Here is a 16,102-nt window from a genome sequence, read left to right on the forward strand (position 1 = left end):
AATTTCTCTTTGGACAGAAATAACAGGCAAGACCGGAAGAGGAAATTGGCCATGAACAGGATCGCAGAAGCCCGCCCGGCGCCGGACCAGGACCTTCCGCCGCCCGCGCCCGCCGAGCTGCACGACCTGCGCTTTCGCGCCCTGCTGGGCGAGGCCGGCTGGAGCCGCCTGCCCCAGGCCGTGCGCGACCGGTTCAGCAAGCGGCTGCGCCCCGGCATGGCCGTGACCTATGTCGGCGAGATCACCGAAAGCCGCCGAAACGCGGCCGGCCGCGTCCTGGCCCAGCTGTGCCGCCTGATCGGCGCGCCCCTGCCCCTCCATGACGACCTGGGCGTCGCCGCGGTGGTGACGGTCACCGAGGACGGCCCCGCCGGCGGCCAGTTCTGGACCCGGATGTACAACCGGGCCCACGGCTTCCCGCAGGTGATCCACAGCAGCAAGCGCTTCGCCGGCCCCACGGGCCTGGAGGAATATCTGGGCTGGGGCTTCGGCATCGCCCTGGCGGTCAGCGCCGACGAGACCGCGCTGCACTTCCACAGCCACGGCTACTTCCTGGCGCTGGGCCCCGCGCGGCTGGGACTGCGCCTGCGTCTGCCGGCCTGGCTGGCGCCGGGCGTCCTGACCATCAGCCACGTCGACCAGGGCGACGGCGGCTTCGCCTTCGTGCTCGACCTGCGCCACCCGCTGCTGGGCCCGATGCTCCGCCAGGTCGGGATGTTCCGCGAGCGCCCGGCCTATCCGCAGGAGACCCGCCGATGAGCGACCTGATCTGGACCCTGGTGTTCGCCCAGGTGGCGATGGGCGGGTTCGACACCCTCTATCACCATGAACTGACCGAGCGCCTGGCCTGGCGACCGTCCCAGGCCCGCGAGCTGCGGCTGCACGGCGTGCGCAACCTGGCCTATGCGGCGATGTTCGTACTCCTGGGCTGGAGCCGCCCTCAAGGCATACTCGCGGTCGCCCTGATCGCCCTGATGCTGGGCGAGCTGGTCCTGACCCTGTGGGACTTCGTCGAGGAGGACCGCACCCGCAAGCTGCCGGCCAGCGAACGCGTCACCCACACCCTGCTGACCCTGAACTACGGCGTGTTCCTGGCGCTGGTCCTGCCGGTGCTGGCCGGCTGGGCGGAGCGGCCGACCGCGCTGGCCCCCGCCGCCTATGGCGTCTGGAGCGGGCTTTGCGTCCTCGCCGCCGTCGCGGTCCTGGTGTTCGGCCTGCGCGACCTGGCCGCCGCGGGACGGACCCGGCGAATCGTGGCGAGCGATCCCGTTCCCCTGGTCGCGGGACTGGCGCCGAGGCGATCGATCCTGGTCACCGGCGCCACGGGCCTGATCGGCCGCCGCCTGGTCGCGGCCCTGGTCGGCGCCGGGCACGAGGTCACCGCCCTGACCCGCGACCGCGCCACCGCCGCCGGCCTGCCCGCCCCGATCCGTATCGTCACCGACCTGGGCCAGATCGCCGACGACGCGCGGATCGACGCCATCGTCAATCTGGCCGGCGAGCCGATCTCGGACGGCCTGTGGACGCCCGCCAAGCGCCGGCGGATCGTCCGCTCGCGCCTGGCGGTGACCCGGGCGGTGGTCGCCCTGGTCGCCCGGCTGGAGCGCCGCCCCGTCGTGCTGGTCAGCGGCTCGGCCATCGGCTGGTACGGCCTGCGCGGCGACGAGGTGCTGGACGAGGCCGCCGACGGGCTCGACTGCTTCTCGCGCACGGTCTGCCGGCGCTGGGAGCGCGCGGCCCTGCTGGCCCAGGACCTGGGCGTGCGCGTGGTGCGCCTGCGCATCGGCCTGGTCCTGGCCCTCGACGGCGGGGCCCTGTCGCGCATGCTGACGCCGTTCGAGTTTGGCCTGGGCGGGCCGTTCGGGGCCGGACGACACTGGATGAGCTGGATCCACCTGGACGACCTGGTGCGCTTGATCGCCCACGCCATCGCCACGCCGGGCCTGGCGGGACCGCTGAACGGCACGGCGCCGGAGCCCGTGCGCAACGCCGCCTTCGCCCGCGCGCTCGGCCGCGCCCTGAACCGCCCGGCCCTGCTGCCCGCCCCGGCCGCGCCCCTGCGGCTGGTCCTGGGCGCGTTCGCCGACGAGCTGTTGCTGCAGGGCCAGCGGGTCGCGCCCGCCGCGGCCCTGGCCAGCGGCTTCCGGTTCATCCACCCGGCGCTGGATGGGGCGCTGGACGATCTCCTCGGCAACCGGACGCGGCAGCCTGAGCCCGAGGCTTCCCAACGCGGCGCGCTTGCCTCAGCCTGAGCGCTTCGACCGTCCCGACCAAGGCGCGGCGCAAGGAGGAGCCGGCGCGATGGCGGACGAGACCGACCTGGGGACGTTCGACTATGTGGTGGTGGGCGCCGGCTCGGCCGGTTGCGTGCTGGCCAACCGCCTGTCGGCCGATCCCTCGGTCCGGGTGCTGCTGCTGGAAGCCGGCGGCCGCGACGACTGGATCTGGTTCCACATTCCCGTCGGCTACCTGTTCGCCATCGGCCATCCCCGCGCCGACTGGTTGTTCGAAACCATCGCCCAGCCCGGCCTCGACGGCCGCGCCCTGGCCTATCCGCGTGGCAAGGTGATCGGCGGCTCCTCGTCGATCAACGCCATGATCTACATGCGCGGCCAGGCCCAGGACTATGACAATTGGCGACAGAAAGGGCTCGTGGGCTGGGGATGGGCCGACGTCCTGCCGTTCTTCCTGCGGCACGAGGACCACATCGCGCCGCGCGGCGAGCATCACCGGTCGGGCGGCGAATATCGGGTGGAGCATCCCCGGGTGCGCTGGGACATCCTGGACGCCATCCGCGAGGCCGGGCGGCAGGCGGGCGTTCCCATGGTCGAGGATTTCAACGGCGGCGACAATTCCGGCTCGTCCTATTTCCAGGTCAACCAGCGGGCGGGCCGCCGGTGGAGCACCGCCTCGGCCTTCCTGAGGCCCGTGCTGGCGCGGGGCAATCTGCGGCTGGAGACCGGGGTCGAGGTCCAGCGGATCGAGCTGGACGGACGACGGGTGACGGGTCTGCGCGCCGTGCGCGGCGGCCAGGTCCTGACCGCCCGGGTGGCCGGCGAACTAATCCTGGCCGCCGGCGCGATCGGCTCGCCGCTGATCCTGCAGCGGTCGGGGATCGGCGATCCGGAACGCCTGGCGCGCGCCGGCGTCGCCGTGCGGCATGCCCTGCCTGGGGTCGGCGCCAATCTGCAGGACCACCTGCAGATCCGGCCGGTCTACAAGGTCTCCGGCGTGCGCACCCTCAACACCGACTACGCCAACCTGGCCCGGCGCCTGGCCATGGGCGTCGACTATGCGCTGCGCCGGTCGGGCCCGCTGACCATGGCGCCGTCGCAGCTGGGGATGTTCTGCCGCTCGGACGCCGGCCGGGCCACGCCGAACCTGCAGTTCCACTTCCAGCCGCTGAGCCTGGACCGCTGGGGCGAGGGCCTGCACCGGTTCGGCGCCTTCACCGCCAGCGTCTGCAACCTACGGCCCACCAGCCGGGGCGGCGTCGGCCTGTCGGGGCCCGGCCTGGCCGATCCGCCGCGGATCGATCCCAACTACCTGGCCACCGAGGAGGATCGCGACGTCGCGATCGCCTCGCTGCGCTGGGCGCGCCGGATCGCCAGCCAGCCCGCCCTGGCCCGCTACAAGCCCCAGGAGCTCCGGCCCGGCGCGGCGATCGAGACCGACGGGGACCTGCTGGCGGCGGCCAAGGCCCTGGCCACCACGATCTTCCACCCGGTCGGCACGGCGGCCATGGGCGCGGCCGACGACCCGCTGGCGGTGGTGGACGAGCGCCTGAGGGTGCGCGGCCTCGACGGCCTGCGCGTGGTGGACGCCTCGGTGATGCCGGCCATCACCTCCGGCAACACCAACGCCCCGACGGTGATGATCGCCGAAAAGGGCGCGGCGATGATCCTGGAGGACCGGCGGTGATGAGGGCAGAGGGTGTGGAAGGGGAACGGCGTGAGGTCGGTACAGGACCCGTTGCGGACGTCGGCGCCTTCATCCACCCTTGTCGCATGACCTACTCGACGGACGTCCTGCGAGCAGCGCACCGACACTCATCCGGGCATCGAATAGCCATCGAAGACAGTGATATTTGCGGCTGCTTCTACTGCCTTGAGACGTTCAAACCAGCCGAGATCGAGCGTTGGCTTAACGAAGGCACGGGCACAGCTATCTGCCCTCACTGCCAAATCGACTCGGTTCTGGGATCGGCGTCAGGTCTTCCCGTGGATGATTCCGGCTTCTTGCGGGCAATGAATAGTCACTGGTTTTGACGTCCGTCTCCCCCCTTGCCTACCCCCTCGCGATGTCCGCTTGCCGGCAAATCGTCGAATGTCTGATCTTGGGCGAGGACGTGATTTCTGTTCCCGGCCCGTTGCGGACCTTGGCAATCTCGGGTTCATCAACCGCCTCTACGGTTGAGCATGCTCGCGACAGCAATCGGGATAATCGACAGGATGGCGAAGACCGATCGACCTTTTTGGCTGACGATGCTTCGATACGGAGCGGTATCGGCAACGGTGGGGCTACTCGTTGCGCTCTTGCTCTATTTCCTCAATCCGTTGATCGGGTTTCCGGCATGGTGCCTGCTGGTATGGCCTTCAGCGTTCATGCTGATGGCTCTGTCGGGCATGAGTGAAGGATCGGCTCAACTCTGGTGGCTGGCCATAGTCGCGTCGAACGGGCTCTTCTATTTCTTGGTCAGCGTTCTTCTGGCGCCGGTGATCGTATCGGTCCGCAGGGCGCTTGTTCGATTCCGCAGCAAGAACCCGATGGTCAGCTAGGTTATGCAGTCGAAGAAACGTCCCCATGGCGCCACCATCGCCTTCTTCGTCGCGGCTGCCGCCTCGTTCGTAGCCCAATGGTACGTGGGGATCGCACACCGCTTCCCGGTCGGTCCCGCGCTGTCGCTTCTGATGCTCCTGTTGGTCCTTGGCGCTCTAATTCCATCACTAATGCGCACCATCCGGTTTCGTGCGTGGGAGTGGAGACCGGCCGCGACCGCCTTCGCTGCGCTTGCGGCCGTAGAGTTGATTTGGCGCTGGTTCCTGTCACCATTCCCTGACGTTTACAAACTTGTGGCGCTCGTAATTTTCAGCGCTGAACCGGTGATAATCGGACTCGGCATTGTGGTGATCATCGCCGAATGGCGCAGGCACCGTCAGATCGTTCCTCGGCCAGAGCGCTTTTTCTCGTCGTAACGGTGAATGTCTGCAAATTACCCCAAGCTGAAGCCGGAGTAGTCCGCTTCGTGGTGAGTGGCGCTAGGTCCGCTGTCAGGGCCGGCGCCTTCCTGTTCTCGACCCAAGTCCGACGTTGGTGATTGGCCGAAGCCGACCTGAATGAGCTCCGCAACGCCGTATTATGAGGCCTGGACCGGGCTTGGATGCCGAGAGCCATACAGGTCAAAGAACCAGAAAGGTGTAGCGGCGAGTTCAGCCTGCACGCTCGGGATCGTCTCGAACGACGCCAGCCAGTCAAGAAACGTGGCTTCGTCAAAATGCTCCTTGATGCCAAGTAGCGCCGTCTCGCGATTGGCCTCTGGAATGAAGTCCAGCCGACGGCATTCCCCCGTGTCACCATTGTGGTAGTCACCGGATAGGCAATGAGACCAGTCCCAGTCGATGCGGGGGTAGCCGGACTGATCGAATTTGGAAGGCTGCCGCACGGTTCCGGTCAGCACGGCATGCGCGCCGAGCAGCCAGCTCATCACCTGCGCACGCCAGCGTGGTTCACGGATGGCCAGAACCGACCGTAACCAGATCCCCACCTCGTCCGCGCGAAGATATTTGAGGCAGAGGAACATCGAGGCCGACAGTGGACCATTGGCGTCGCTCCAGCACCAAAGCCCCAAACGGGGAATGAAGTAGCGATCCAGGCAAACCTCGACGTCAAGTTCGCCGTCGGGCCAGCACGCGGCGTCCATCTGGCATTGACCGAGCGTGTTCAGAACGTCTTCTCGAAAGCCTGGATGAGAACACTCTTCAAGGCCAGCGGGATATTGGGTGAAGAGCGCCGTGATCGTGACTTCGAGTAGAGACGCGTAGTCTCGTTGATGGATACGAGGCACCAACTGCGGCAGAAGATACAGAAACCAGTCGCGCCATTCATCCAGCGATCCGAAACTGACAGTGCCGCTCGCGATCTCTTCCAGCACATGACGAAGTTCAGCCACGGGCAGGGTGTCTAGGTCGCCAAGCAATTCATCGAACATGCGGCGCTCTTCGCTCATGAACCAGGCCTCACCCATTGCAAGGTGGGGGCGAGGAATGGACTCCCGCAGGCGAGCCAAGGCCACGGGGTCAGAACCCCGGCCCGGGACCCATTCGAATGGTCTAGGTGCGCGCGCGTTCATGGAGCAGACCATTTCAACGGGTCAGAGCGCGATCATGGTTCGCGTCCCGTTGCGGATTGGTGAAGGGCTGAGCCCCCTATCTGACGCCGGAATGGTCTGTTTCATGGCGAGGAGCGCGAGGTCCGCTGTCAGCGCCGGCGCCAGTTATCGACCCGCACCCGCCAGTCCGGACGTCTTCGCCGCCGACCGAGGGAGGGTCGTCAGCCGACGCTGGGAGGAGCGATATCCGCGACGGTGAGCTTACGGTCAGGCCGCTTGACGACGGCGCCCAAGCCCCCTGAACACAAAGCTCAGCTATTGCCGCGACCGCCGCGTCGTCATCGCTGAAGACCAGGGCGCCCAGCCGGACATCCGGTCGCCTCGGCGCCCCACCCAACCTTATACTTCGGCATATCCGACGCCCGTCTTCGCGCCCACAATCGTACATGTCGAGATCGGCGCCGCTACGTCCACAACCCACCCTCTGCCGACGATCGCCCTGTCCAGATCGGCGTCGACGTCGGGCGGAACGACGGACGGTTCGGCGGCTTGCCGAGCCGTCCGGAACGAGGGCCGCCGGGGCGATCAGCCGGCCAGAACCGCCTTGATGGCGGCCAGGCCGTCCTGGGCCTTGGTCGCGTCGGGGGCGCCGCCCTGGGCGAAGTCGGGCTTGCCGCCGGCGCCCTGGCCGCCCATGGCGATCACGGCGGCCTTGGCCAGGTCGGCGGCGCTGAACTTGCCGACCAGATCGGCGGTCACGGCGACGGTGACGGCGGCCTTGCCGTCGGTCGTGCCGACCAGGGCCACGACGCCCGAGGCCAGCTGCTTCTTGAACTCCTCGGCCACGCCGCGCAGTTCCTTGCCGCCGACGCCGTCGAGGACGCGGGCGATCAGGGCCGTGCCGGCGACATCCTCGGGACCCGCCGCGCCGCCGCCAGAGCCGCCGCCCAGGGCCAGCTGCTTCTTGGCCTCGGCCAGCTGCTTTTCCAGGGCCTTGCGCTCGGCGACCAGGGCGTCGACGCGCGCCAGGACCTCGGCGACCGGGGTCTTGAACTGGTCGGCCAGGGCCTTGGCGACGCCGGCCTGGTCCAGCAGGAAGCGGCGGGCCGCCTCGCCGGTCAGGGCCTCGATGCGGCGCACGCCGGCCGCTACGCCTTGCTCGGAGACGATCTTGAACAGGGCGATGTCGCCGGTGCGGGCCACGTGGGTGCCGCCGCACAGCTCGACCGAATAGGCCTTGCCGGCCTCGGTCAGGGACTCGCCCAGGGTCAGCACCCGGACGCTGTCGCCGTACTTCTCGCCGAACAGCGCCACGGCGCCGGCCTCGATGGCCTCCTGGGGCGCCATCTCCTGGGTCTGGGCCGGGACGTTCTGGCGGATCACCGCATTGACCTCGGCCTCGATGCGCTCGATCTCGTCGGCGGTCAGCGGGCCGCCGTGGCTGAAGTCGAAGCGCATGCGGTCGCCGTCGACCATCTGGCCCTTCTGGGCGACGTGCGGGCCCAGCACGTGGTGCAGGGCGGCGTGCACCAGGTGAGCGGCCGAGTGGTTGGCGCGGGTGGTGGTGCGCTTGGCCGCGTCCACCGAGGCCACGACCGGGTCGCCGACCTTCAGCGGGCCGGCCAGCTCGACGCGGTGGACGTGCAGGTCGCCGGCCTGCTTCTGGGTGTCGACCACGCGGCTTTCGACGCCGCCGGCCTCGATCACGCCGGTGTCGCCGGCCTGGCCGCCGCTTTCGGCGTAGAAGCTGGTGCGGTCCAGCAGGATATCGACGACGGCTCCGGCCGGCGCGGCTTCGACGGGCGCGCCGTCCAGCACGATGGCCTTGACGGTTCCGGTCGTCTCGGTGGCGCCATAGCCGACGAAGCTGGTCGGGCCATTGGCCTCGCGGATCGGGAACCAGGCGGCGGCCGCGCCCTGCTGGCCGGAGCCGGCCCAGTTGGCGCGGGCCATCGTGCGCTGGCGGTCCATGGCCACGTCGAAGCCGTCGGTGTCGACCGTGACGCCCTTGGCGCGCACGGCGTCCTGGGTCAGGTCCAGCGGGAAGCCGTAGGTGTCGTAGAGCTTGAAGGCGGTCTCGCCGTCCAGCACGCCGCCGCTTTCCAGGCCGGCGGTAGCTTCGTCGAGAAGTCCCATGCCGCGCCCCAGGGTGACGCGGAAGCGCTCCTCCTCCTGGCGCAGGGTCTCGACGATCGAGGCCTCGGCGCGGCGCAGCTCGGGATAGGCCTGGCCCATCTCGGCCACCAGGGTCGGGGCCAGGCGGTGCATCAGCGGCTCTTGAGCGCCCAGCAGATAGGCGTGGCGCATGGCCCGGCGCATGATCCGGCGCAGCACGTAGCCGCGGCCTTCATTCGAGGGGGTGACGCCGTCGGCCAGCAGGAACGAGGACGAGCGCAGGTGGTCGGCGATCACCCGGTGCGACGGGGCCTGGTCGCCTTCGGCCTTCACCCCGGTCAGCTCGACGCTGGCGGCGATCAGGGCCTTGAACAGGTCGATGTCGTAGTTGTCGTGCACGCCCTGCAGGACGGCGGCGACGCGCTCCAGGCCCATGCCGGTGTCGATCGACGGCTTGGGCAGCGAGACGCGCTCGCCGCCGGCCATCTGCTCGAACTGCATGAACACCAGGTTCCAGATCTCGATGAACCGGTCGCCGTCTTCATCAGGGCTGCCGGGCGGGCCGCCGGCGATATGAGAGCCGTGGTCGAAGAAGATTTCCGAGCACGGGCCGCAGGGGCCGGTGTCGCCCATCGACCAGAAATTGTCGTTGGTCGGGATGCGGATGATGCGGCCGTCGTCCAGGCCCGCGATCTTCTTCCAGAGATCGGCCGCCTCGTCGTCGGTGTGGTAGACGGTGACCAGCAGCTTGTCCTTGGGCAGGGCGAAGTCGCGGGTCAGCAGGGTCCAGGCGTGGGTGATCGCCTGTTCCTTGAAGTAGTCGCCGAACGAGAAGTTGCCCAGCATCTCGAAGAAGGTGTGGTGGCGGGCGGTGTAGCCGACATTGTCCAGGTCGTTGTGCTTGCCGCCGGCCCGGACGCACTTCTGCGACGAGGTCGCGCGCGGATGCGGCGGGGTCTCGGCGCCCGTGAACACGTTCTTGAACGGCACCATGCCGGCGTTGACGAACAGCAGGGTCGGATCGTTCTGCGGCACCAGCGGCGCGGACGGGACGATGGCGTGATCGGCCGCGCCGAAATAGTTCAGGAAGGTGCCGCGGATCTCGTTGAGGCTGGGCAGGCTGGTCATCGGCGTCTCGGGTGTTCGTACTGGGTCCGGTCGAACCGGAGGTCGGGGCTGCATAGCGCGGTTTCAAGCGATGTGGAAATCGCCTTGGTGATCACGGGGCGCGGAGGCGCGTTGGAGGCGCGCCAGGGCCTGCCTCCGTGGAGGACGCGGTCGCGATGCGACGGGCGGGGGAGCTGCGGGATCGTCGATCCGGGGGGGGGCGGCCGCCCCTTGATCACTCCCCCCTCCGTCGGCTGCGCCGACACCTCCCCCAGAGGGGGAGGATCCTAGGCGGTCGACTCGGCAGGCCTCCTCCGGCCCTTCGGGCCACCTCCCCCGGAGGGGAGGATCAACGAAATCGGACGCCTGGCATGGGGTCCAGGCGTCCGGGGATCGCGGCCGGCCGGGCGGTGTGCGCGGCGGGCTATAAGGCGGGGTCGCCCGCGGCGGGCGGCGGCCGCGAAACCTTCGGCTGGTCCAGGTCGCTCCCGGGTTTGCCTGGGGCGGCCCGGACCAGGGAAGTCCTATTCGTCGCCGTCGTCGTCGGGACCGCCGACCAGCAGCTCTTCCTCGATCTTGCGGGAAGACTGGCGCACCGCGGCCTCGATCTCGGCGGCCAGGTCCTTGTTGGCCTTGAGGAACTCGCGGACATTGTCGCGGCCCTGGCCGATGCGCTGGCTATTGTACGAGAACCACGAGCCAGCCTTGTCGATGATCCCGGCCTTGACGCCCAGGTCGATGATCTCGCCCAGCTTGGAGATGCCCTCGCCGTACATGATGTCGAACTCGACCTCGCGGAACGGCGGGGCCACCTTGTTCTTGACCACCTTGACCCGGACATTGTTGCCGACGATCTCGTCGCGGTTCTTGATCGAACCGGTGCGGCGGATATCCAGGCGGACCGAGGCGTAGAACTTCAGGGCGTTGCCGCCGGTGGTGGTTTCCGGGCTGCCGTACATCACCCCGATCTTGTGACGGATCTGGTTGATGAAGATGACGATGGTGTTGGCCTTGTTGATCGAGGCGGTCAGCTTGCGCAGCGCCTGGCTCATCAGGCGGGCCTGCAGGCCAGGCAGGCTGTCGCCCATCTCGCCTTCGATTTCCGCCTTGGGAGTCAGGGCCGCGACCGAGTCGATGACCACGATGTCGACGGCGCCCGAGCGCACCAGGGTGTCGGTGATCTCCAGGGCCTGCTCGCCGTTGTCGGGCTGCGAGACCAGCAGGTTGTCGAGATTGACGCCCAGCTTGAAGGCGTAGCCCGGGTCCAGGGCGTGCTCGGCGTCGACGAAGGCGGCGGTGCCGCCGGCCTTCTGGCATTCGGCCACCACGTGCAGGGCCAGGGTCGTCTTGCCCGAGCTTTCCGGGCCGTAGATCTCGATCACCCGCCCCTTGGGCAGGCCGCCGATGCCCAGGGCGATGTCCAGGCCGAGCGAGCCGGTGGAGATCGACTCGATCTCGACCTTGCCCTTTTCGCCCAGCTTCATCACCGAGCCCTTGCCGAACGCCCGGTCGATCTGGGCCAGCGCGGCTTCCAGAGCCCGTTGCTTGTCGCCGTCTTCCTTGCCCACGAGTTTCAAAGCCGCCTGATTGCTCATTGGAGTGATCCGCCCTTATTCCATGATTCCGACAACCGGATCGGAGGTTCGCGACCGCCGCACCCACCCGCCTGTGGAATGATTAATGCGTACATGTTTTGTTCCATGTTCGCAACATGTTCTTACTGTAGAAGCCGCGTACGTCAGAAACGGTCGCTCGATCATGCCGCATGCGGCAATTCCCCGCGTCTCGGCCCTGGGGCGCAAGCTCGACCGAAACCCGTCCTTAACGCCGGCCGGCGATGGTGATGGTCTTCCGGGGGGACCTTTGCCTTGTCGATCGATCCGCGCCGCCTCTTGGGCCTGGCCTTCGCCAGCGCCGACCTTCTGCTGGAGGTCGAGAACGGCCGGGTGATCCTGGCGCTCGGCGCGGCGCAGCGGATCATGGGCCAGGACGAGCGGACGCTGACGGGCCGCGCCTGGAGCGAGCTGTTCGCGGCCGCCGACCGCCCGCTGATCGACGCCGCGACGCGGGTGATGGACGACGGCCAGCGGCGCGGGCCGGTCACTGTGCGCATGGCCGGCGAACCGCCGCGCCACGTGAACCTGACCATGCGCGCCCTGCCCGACAACGGCGGCCGGATCTCGGTCTCGGTCACCCCGGCCAACGCCCCTTCGGGCCAGATGGACGACGAAGGCCTGCGCAGCCGCGAGAGCTTCGAGGACATCGCCCGCGGCCTGTTCGAGGCCGCCCGCGTCACCGGCCTGGAGCTGGAGCTGGCCATGGTCGACTTCTCCGACCTGGACGCCCTGCGCCAGCAGCTGTCCCAGCCCGAGGCCCGAGCCCTGGACCTGAAGCTGGCCGGCGCGGTGCGGGCCGAGTCGCATGCCGGCGGCATGGCCACCCGCCTGTCGCCCGACCGCTTCGCCCTGGTCCGCGCCAAGGCCGACCACGCCGACGACATGGCCCAGCGCCTGACCCGCTCGACCACAGTCCAGGCCAGCGCCCAGGTCGTGTCGATCGACGACGGCGTGGCCCCGTCGCGCGGCCTCAAGGCCCTGCGCTACGCCCTCGACGACTTCCTGCGCGAGGGCCTGAAGGACACCCCGCCGCTCAGCCTGTCCGAGGCGATGAACCGCTCGGTCAAGCGCACCCTGTCGCGGGCCGGCGCCCTGGGCGTGGCGGTCAGCCAGCGCCGCTTCAGCCTGGTCTACCAGCCGGTGGTCGACCTGAAGACCGGCGCGGCCCATCACCACGAGGCCTTGGTGCGCTTCGAGGACGGCGGCAGCCCCTTCCAGCTGATCCGCATGGCCGAGGAGTTCGACCTGATCGAGGAACTGGACCACGCCATCGCCGAGATGGCGGTCAAGCGCCTGGCCGCCGACCGTTCGGGCGCGATCAAGCTGGCGATCAACGTTTCGGGCCGCACCATCGTCAACGAAGGCTTCGTCGACCATATCGGCCGCCTGCTGACCAAGGCCGACGTCGCCAAGGGCCGGCTGATCTTCGAGATCACCGAGACCAGCGCCATCGACGACCTGCCGCGCGCCAATCGGCACATCCAGGCCCTGCGAGGCCTGGGCTCGCTGGTCTGCCTGGACGACTTCGGGGCCGGGGCCTCATCGTTCGCCTATCTGCAGGAACTGAGCCTGGACATCGTCAAGATCGACGGCCGCTACGTCCGCGAACTGGCCGGCAGCGGCCGCGACGGGGCGATGGTGCGCCGGCTGGTCGAGCTGTGCCGCGATCTGGACATCCGCACCGTCGCCGAGATGGTCGAGACCGCCGAGGTCGAGGACGTGGTCCGCAAGGCCGGCGTCGACTTCGCCCAGGGCTGGTTGTTCGGCAAGCCAGCCGACCAGCCGCAGCCGGCGCTGAAGGTCGGTTCGGTGACCCCGGCGGCGCGCCGGGCGGGCGTGTCGGAGGGGTGGGGGTGACCCAACGCCCTTCCCTCCCCTTTATGGGGTGGCCCGCGTAGCGGGTCGGGTGGGGCTCGGTGCAGAGCCTGGCTGACTCAGCACGCCCCCCCCCACCAGCTTCGCTGGTCCCCCCTCCCCATAAAGGGGAGGGAAAAGCTTTCGGGCCTTACTTCGCCGTCTTGGTCTTGGCGATGTAGTCGTCGATCACGCGGTCAAGCACGGTCAGCGGGGTCATGCCCGCCAGCAGGCCGGCGTCGTGGAACTGGCGGATGTCGAACGCCTTGCCCAGAGCCTTCCTGGCTCGTTCGCGGGCCCGCAGCCAAGTGATCTTGCCGATCATGTAGCTGCAAGCCTGGCCCGGCCAGACGACGTAGCGTTCGATCTCGGTGATCGTGCCGCTCTCCTCATCGCCCATGGTCTCGGCCATGTACTTGACGGCCTGCTCGCGGGTCCACTTCTTGTAGTGCATGCCGCTGTCGACCACGAGGCGGACGGCGCGGAACAGGGCGTCGTGCAACATGCCGATGTGGCCGCGCGGGTCGCTCTTGTAGATGCCCATCTCGACGGCCAGCTCTTCGGAATAGAGCGCCCAGCCCTCGGCGTAGCCCGAATTGCCGATCGTCTTGCGCAGCAGGGGCAGGCTCTTGGCCTCGTTGGAGATCGACAGCTGCAGGTGGTGGCCGGGCACGCCCTCGTGCACGGTCAAGGTGGTCAGAGTGTACTTGGCCTGCTCCTTGGTGTCGCGCAGGTTGATCCAGTAGATCCCTGGGCGCTTGCCGTCCAGCGAGGGCGCGTTGTAGTAGCCGCCCGGCGCGCCGGCCTCGATGGCCTTGGGCACGCGGCGGATCTCCAGCGAAGCCTTGGGCAGAGCGCCAAAATAGGCCGGCAGCTGCTTCTGGATCCAGGCCGCCTTGACGTTCAGGTCCTTGATCAGCTGTTCCTTGGCCGGATCGGTGTTCTCATAGATGTCCTTGCCCAGCTCGGCCATCCGCTCGCCGACCGTGCCCTTGGACATGCCGATGCTCTTGAACAGCTTGTCGGCCTGGACCGAGATCGACTTCACCAGGTCCAGGCCCAGCTGGTGGATCTCGTCGGGAGTCAGGGTCGAGGTCGTGTAGTTCTTCAGCGACACGGCGTAGTAGTCGCCGCCGTCCTTCAGGCGCCAGACGCCGGCGTCGTGGGTGGCCTTGGGGCGGACGCTCTCCAGCAGCGCGATCTGGCGCTTCAGGGCGGGCAGCACCGAATTCTCGTAGATCTTGCTCGCCTCGCCGGCCCAGTCGCCGGGGATGTTCTTGTCCTTGGTCCGGCGGGCCACCGACAGCACCAGCGGCGCCTCGGCAGTGGGCGTGCCGGCGAAGGCCTTCATCTGGACCAGGGCCTTGTCGATGACGAAGTCCGGCGGGATCACGCCGTCGGCGTAGTCGCGGGCGGCGATGGCGGCTTCCTGGTCCATCAGCCGGGCGAAGGCCTCCATCCGCGACAGATAGGCGTCGGCGTCGGCCTTGGTCTCGATCGAATGCTGGGTGTCGAGGAAGTCGGGATAGGACTGGTAAGAACCCGTCAGCTGGCTGAGCACATAGGGCGCGCCCGAACCGCCGCCGGCGTACGTGAACTTGCTGTTGCCCTCGTCCTGCACGGCCAGGGTGAACTCGACCGTGTCGTAGTTGACCACGTCCATGCCGGTCAGCTGCTTGCGGTCGATGGCGCGCAGGTCGGCCAGTTGCTGTTTGGTCTGGGCGATCCCGGCGGCGATGGCGGCGAACGAGCGGTCGCCCAGCTGCGACTTGGTCCAGGCCAGGTCGCCGACGTCCAGGCCCAGGCCCGTGGCCGTCTCGGGCGACTGGCGCAGCTGCTTGGCCATGATGGCGTCGAACAGGGCGTTGAGCTTGGCGCTCTCGCCGGAGGCCGGCGCGGCCTGAGCCAGGGCGAGACCCGGGGTCGCGGCGGCCAGGCCGACGGCGACGGTGGACAGCAGCATCTGACGACGGTTTTGCAAGGCGGGGCCCCTTCCCTGGATCTTCGGACGCCAAGGGGTAGAGGGCCTTTCCCCCCTGGGCAACGGCGCTGGCATTAATTTCCCGTCATCTTGTGACGGAGCGCACGTTTCGTGCGGCCGAGAACCGCGTCTAGCTCAAGGTCACGAACAGCTCGTTCTCGATCACCCACTGGCCGGTGACCTTGCGCCAGGTCGCCAGATAGGACCCGCTCGTGTCGGCTGCGCCGCGCGTCGTCCCGACCCAGGTCCCGTGCTCGGCGGCGCGCTCGCCGGCGGCGTCCAGTTCGATCCGGTCGGTGGTGCGGACATAGGCGACGAAGGCCGGGTCGGCGAACTGGCTGGCGAAGGCCTCCAGGACGTCGCGTGCACCCAGGATCAGCGAGCCGTCGCCGACGATCACCTTGATGTCCGGCGCGAAGAACGGCGCCAGGCGGCGGGCGTCCTTGCCGGCGATCAGTCTGTTGGTCAGCTTGCGGCGGGCGGCGATGGCGTCTTGCGGCGCGGTCATGGGCAAGTCCGGCGGTTGGCGTCTGGCGCGGTCGGTATAGGCTCGCGGCGCAGACCCGAACAGGACCCCGATGATTCCGCCGACCCTGACCACCGCCCGCCTCACGCTCAGCCCGCCCCAGGCGTCCGACTTCGAGGACAGCGCCGCGATGTGGAGCGACCCGATGGTCACCCGCCACATCGGCGGCCGCACCTCGACGCCCGAGGAGAGCTGGCAGCGCCTGCTGCGGGCCCGGGGGCTGTGGGCGGTGCTGGGCTACGGCTACTGGGCGGCGCGGGAGACGGCCAGCGGCCGCTATGTCGGCGAGCTCGGCTTCGCCGACTTCCGCCGGGGCCTCCAGCCCTCGATCGACGGCGTCCCGGAAATGGGCTGGGCCCTGGCCAGTTGGGCCCACGGCAAGGGCTTCGCCAGCGAGGCCATCGCGGGCGCCCTATCCTGGGCCCGCGAGCAATGGGGCGACGCGCCGGTGGTCTGCATCATCGACCCCGACAACGCCCCCTCGCTGAAGCTGGCCTGGAAGATGGGCTTCCTGGAGGTCGTCCGCACCACTTACCGCGACGCGCCGACGGTACTGCTGCAGCGGGGCTAACCGG

At 68.7% G+C, this 16,102-nt stretch carries 12 protein-coding genes; 7 read left to right on the forward strand and 5 right to left on the reverse strand.

Annotated elements, in window-relative coordinates; translation table 11 throughout:
* Positions 1-51: 51 nt before the first annotated feature.
* The 5 genes from ACSQ2G_RS03370 (at position 52) to ACSQ2G_RS03390 (ending at position 5,195) form a co-directional block, all read left to right on the forward strand.
* The gene (locus ACSQ2G_RS03370; RefSeq protein ID WP_436028281.1) at positions 52-759 is read left to right on the forward strand and encodes a DUF4166 domain-containing protein; all 708 of its coding nucleotides are present in this window, start codon (positions 52-54) and stop codon (positions 757-759) included.
* Positions 756-2,252: a TIGR01777 family oxidoreductase gene (locus ACSQ2G_RS03375; protein ID WP_436028283.1), complete on the forward strand. Its 1,497-nt coding sequence runs from the start codon at positions 756-758 to the stop codon at positions 2,250-2,252. The genes ACSQ2G_RS03370 and ACSQ2G_RS03375 overlap by 4 nt, the downstream gene beginning before the upstream one ends.
* A 49-nt stretch (positions 2,253-2,301) precedes the next feature.
* Positions 2,302-3,921, forward strand: coding sequence for a GMC family oxidoreductase (locus ACSQ2G_RS03380; RefSeq protein WP_436028285.1), 1,620 nt, complete (start codon positions 2,302-2,304; stop codon positions 3,919-3,921).
* Between the two features lie 530 nt (positions 3,922-4,451).
* A complete protein-coding gene (locus tag ACSQ2G_RS03385; RefSeq protein ID WP_436028287.1) occupies positions 4,452-4,778 on the forward strand; it encodes a hypothetical protein in 327 nt (108 codons plus the stop codon).
* 3 nt (positions 4,779-4,781) lie between these two features.
* Positions 4,782-5,195, forward strand: coding sequence for a hypothetical protein (locus ACSQ2G_RS03390; protein WP_436028289.1), 414 nt, complete (start codon positions 4,782-4,784; stop codon positions 5,193-5,195).
* Between the two features lie 161 nt (positions 5,196-5,356).
* On the opposite strand, the gene ACSQ2G_RS03395 is transcribed toward ACSQ2G_RS03390, so the two are convergent.
* The 3 genes from ACSQ2G_RS03395 to recA all read right to left on the reverse strand — a co-directional run bounded on the left by ACSQ2G_RS03395 (position 5,357) and on the right by recA (position 11,145).
* Entirely contained in the window at positions 5,357-6,226 is an 870-nt protein-coding gene (locus ACSQ2G_RS03395) for a hypothetical protein (RefSeq protein WP_436028291.1), read from the reverse strand.
* 687 nt (positions 6,227-6,913) lie between these two features.
* Positions 6,914-9,562 (reverse strand): alanine--tRNA ligase, encoded by a 2,649-nt coding sequence (gene alaS / locus ACSQ2G_RS03400; protein ID WP_436028917.1) that lies wholly within the window; start codon positions 9,560-9,562, stop codon positions 6,914-6,916.
* Between the two features lie 512 nt (positions 9,563-10,074).
* Positions 10,075-11,145 (reverse strand): recombinase RecA, encoded by a 1,071-nt coding sequence (recA, locus tag ACSQ2G_RS03405; protein WP_310084265.1) that lies wholly within the window; start codon positions 11,143-11,145, stop codon positions 10,075-10,077.
* 273 nt (positions 11,146-11,418) lie between these two features.
* Between recA and ACSQ2G_RS03410 the strand changes: the two genes are divergently transcribed.
* Complete coding sequence (locus ACSQ2G_RS03410) at positions 11,419-13,023, forward strand: EAL domain-containing protein (RefSeq protein WP_436028293.1); 1,605 nt, start codon at positions 11,419-11,421, stop codon at positions 13,021-13,023.
* A gap of 148 nt (positions 13,024-13,171) precedes the next feature.
* Here ACSQ2G_RS03410 and ACSQ2G_RS03415 read toward each other — a convergent pair whose 3' ends face one another.
* Positions 13,172-15,001 (reverse strand): DUF885 domain-containing protein, encoded by a 1,830-nt coding sequence (locus tag ACSQ2G_RS03415; protein ID WP_436028295.1) that lies wholly within the window; start codon positions 14,999-15,001, stop codon positions 13,172-13,174.
* A gap of 130 nt (positions 15,002-15,131) precedes the next feature.
* Entirely contained in the window at positions 15,132-15,509 is a 378-nt protein-coding gene (locus ACSQ2G_RS03420) for a YybH family protein (RefSeq protein WP_436028297.1), read from the reverse strand.
* Between the two features lie 70 nt (positions 15,510-15,579).
* Here ACSQ2G_RS03420 and ACSQ2G_RS03425 point away from each other — a divergent pair, with 70 nt between their 5' ends.
* The gene (locus ACSQ2G_RS03425; RefSeq protein WP_436028299.1) at positions 15,580-16,098 is read left to right on the forward strand and encodes a GNAT family N-acetyltransferase; all 519 of its coding nucleotides are present in this window, start codon (positions 15,580-15,582) and stop codon (positions 16,096-16,098) included.
* Positions 16,099-16,102 lie beyond the last annotated feature (4 nt).

Source organism: Caulobacter sp. LjRoot300 (assembly GCF_964253875.1).
Taxonomy (GTDB): Bacteria; Pseudomonadota; Alphaproteobacteria; order Caulobacterales; family Caulobacteraceae; genus Caulobacter.

Excerpts from the sequence above, each read along its gene's own strand:
- ACSQ2G_RS03370 (WP_436028281.1), top strand. The coding sequence starts at position 52 with ATGAACAGGATCGCAGAAGCCCGCCCGGCGCCGGACCAGGACCTTCCG.
- ACSQ2G_RS03375 (WP_436028283.1), top strand. The coding sequence starts at position 756 with ATGAGCGACCTGATCTGGACCCTGGTGTTCGCCCAGGTGGCGATGGGC.
- ACSQ2G_RS03380 (WP_436028285.1), top strand. The coding sequence starts at position 2,302 with ATGGCGGACGAGACCGACCTGGGGACGTTCGACTATGTGGTGGTGGGC.
- ACSQ2G_RS03385 (WP_436028287.1), top strand. The coding sequence starts at position 4,452 with ATGGCGAAGACCGATCGACCTTTTTGGCTGACGATGCTTCGATACGGA.
- ACSQ2G_RS03390 (WP_436028289.1), top strand. The coding sequence starts at position 4,782 with ATGCAGTCGAAGAAACGTCCCCATGGCGCCACCATCGCCTTCTTCGTC.
- ACSQ2G_RS03395 (WP_436028291.1), bottom strand. The coding sequence starts at position 6,226 with ATGAGCGAAGAGCGCCGCATGTTCGATGAATTGCTTGGCGACCTAGAC.
- recA (WP_310084265.1), bottom strand. The coding sequence starts at position 11,145 with ATGAGCAATCAGGCGGCTTTGAAACTCGTGGGCAAGGAAGACGGCGAC.
- ACSQ2G_RS03420 (WP_436028297.1), bottom strand. The coding sequence starts at position 15,509 with ATGACCGCGCCGCAAGACGCCATCGCCGCCCGCCGCAAGCTGACCAAC.
- ACSQ2G_RS03425 (WP_436028299.1), top strand. The coding sequence starts at position 15,580 with ATGATTCCGCCGACCCTGACCACCGCCCGCCTCACGCTCAGCCCGCCC.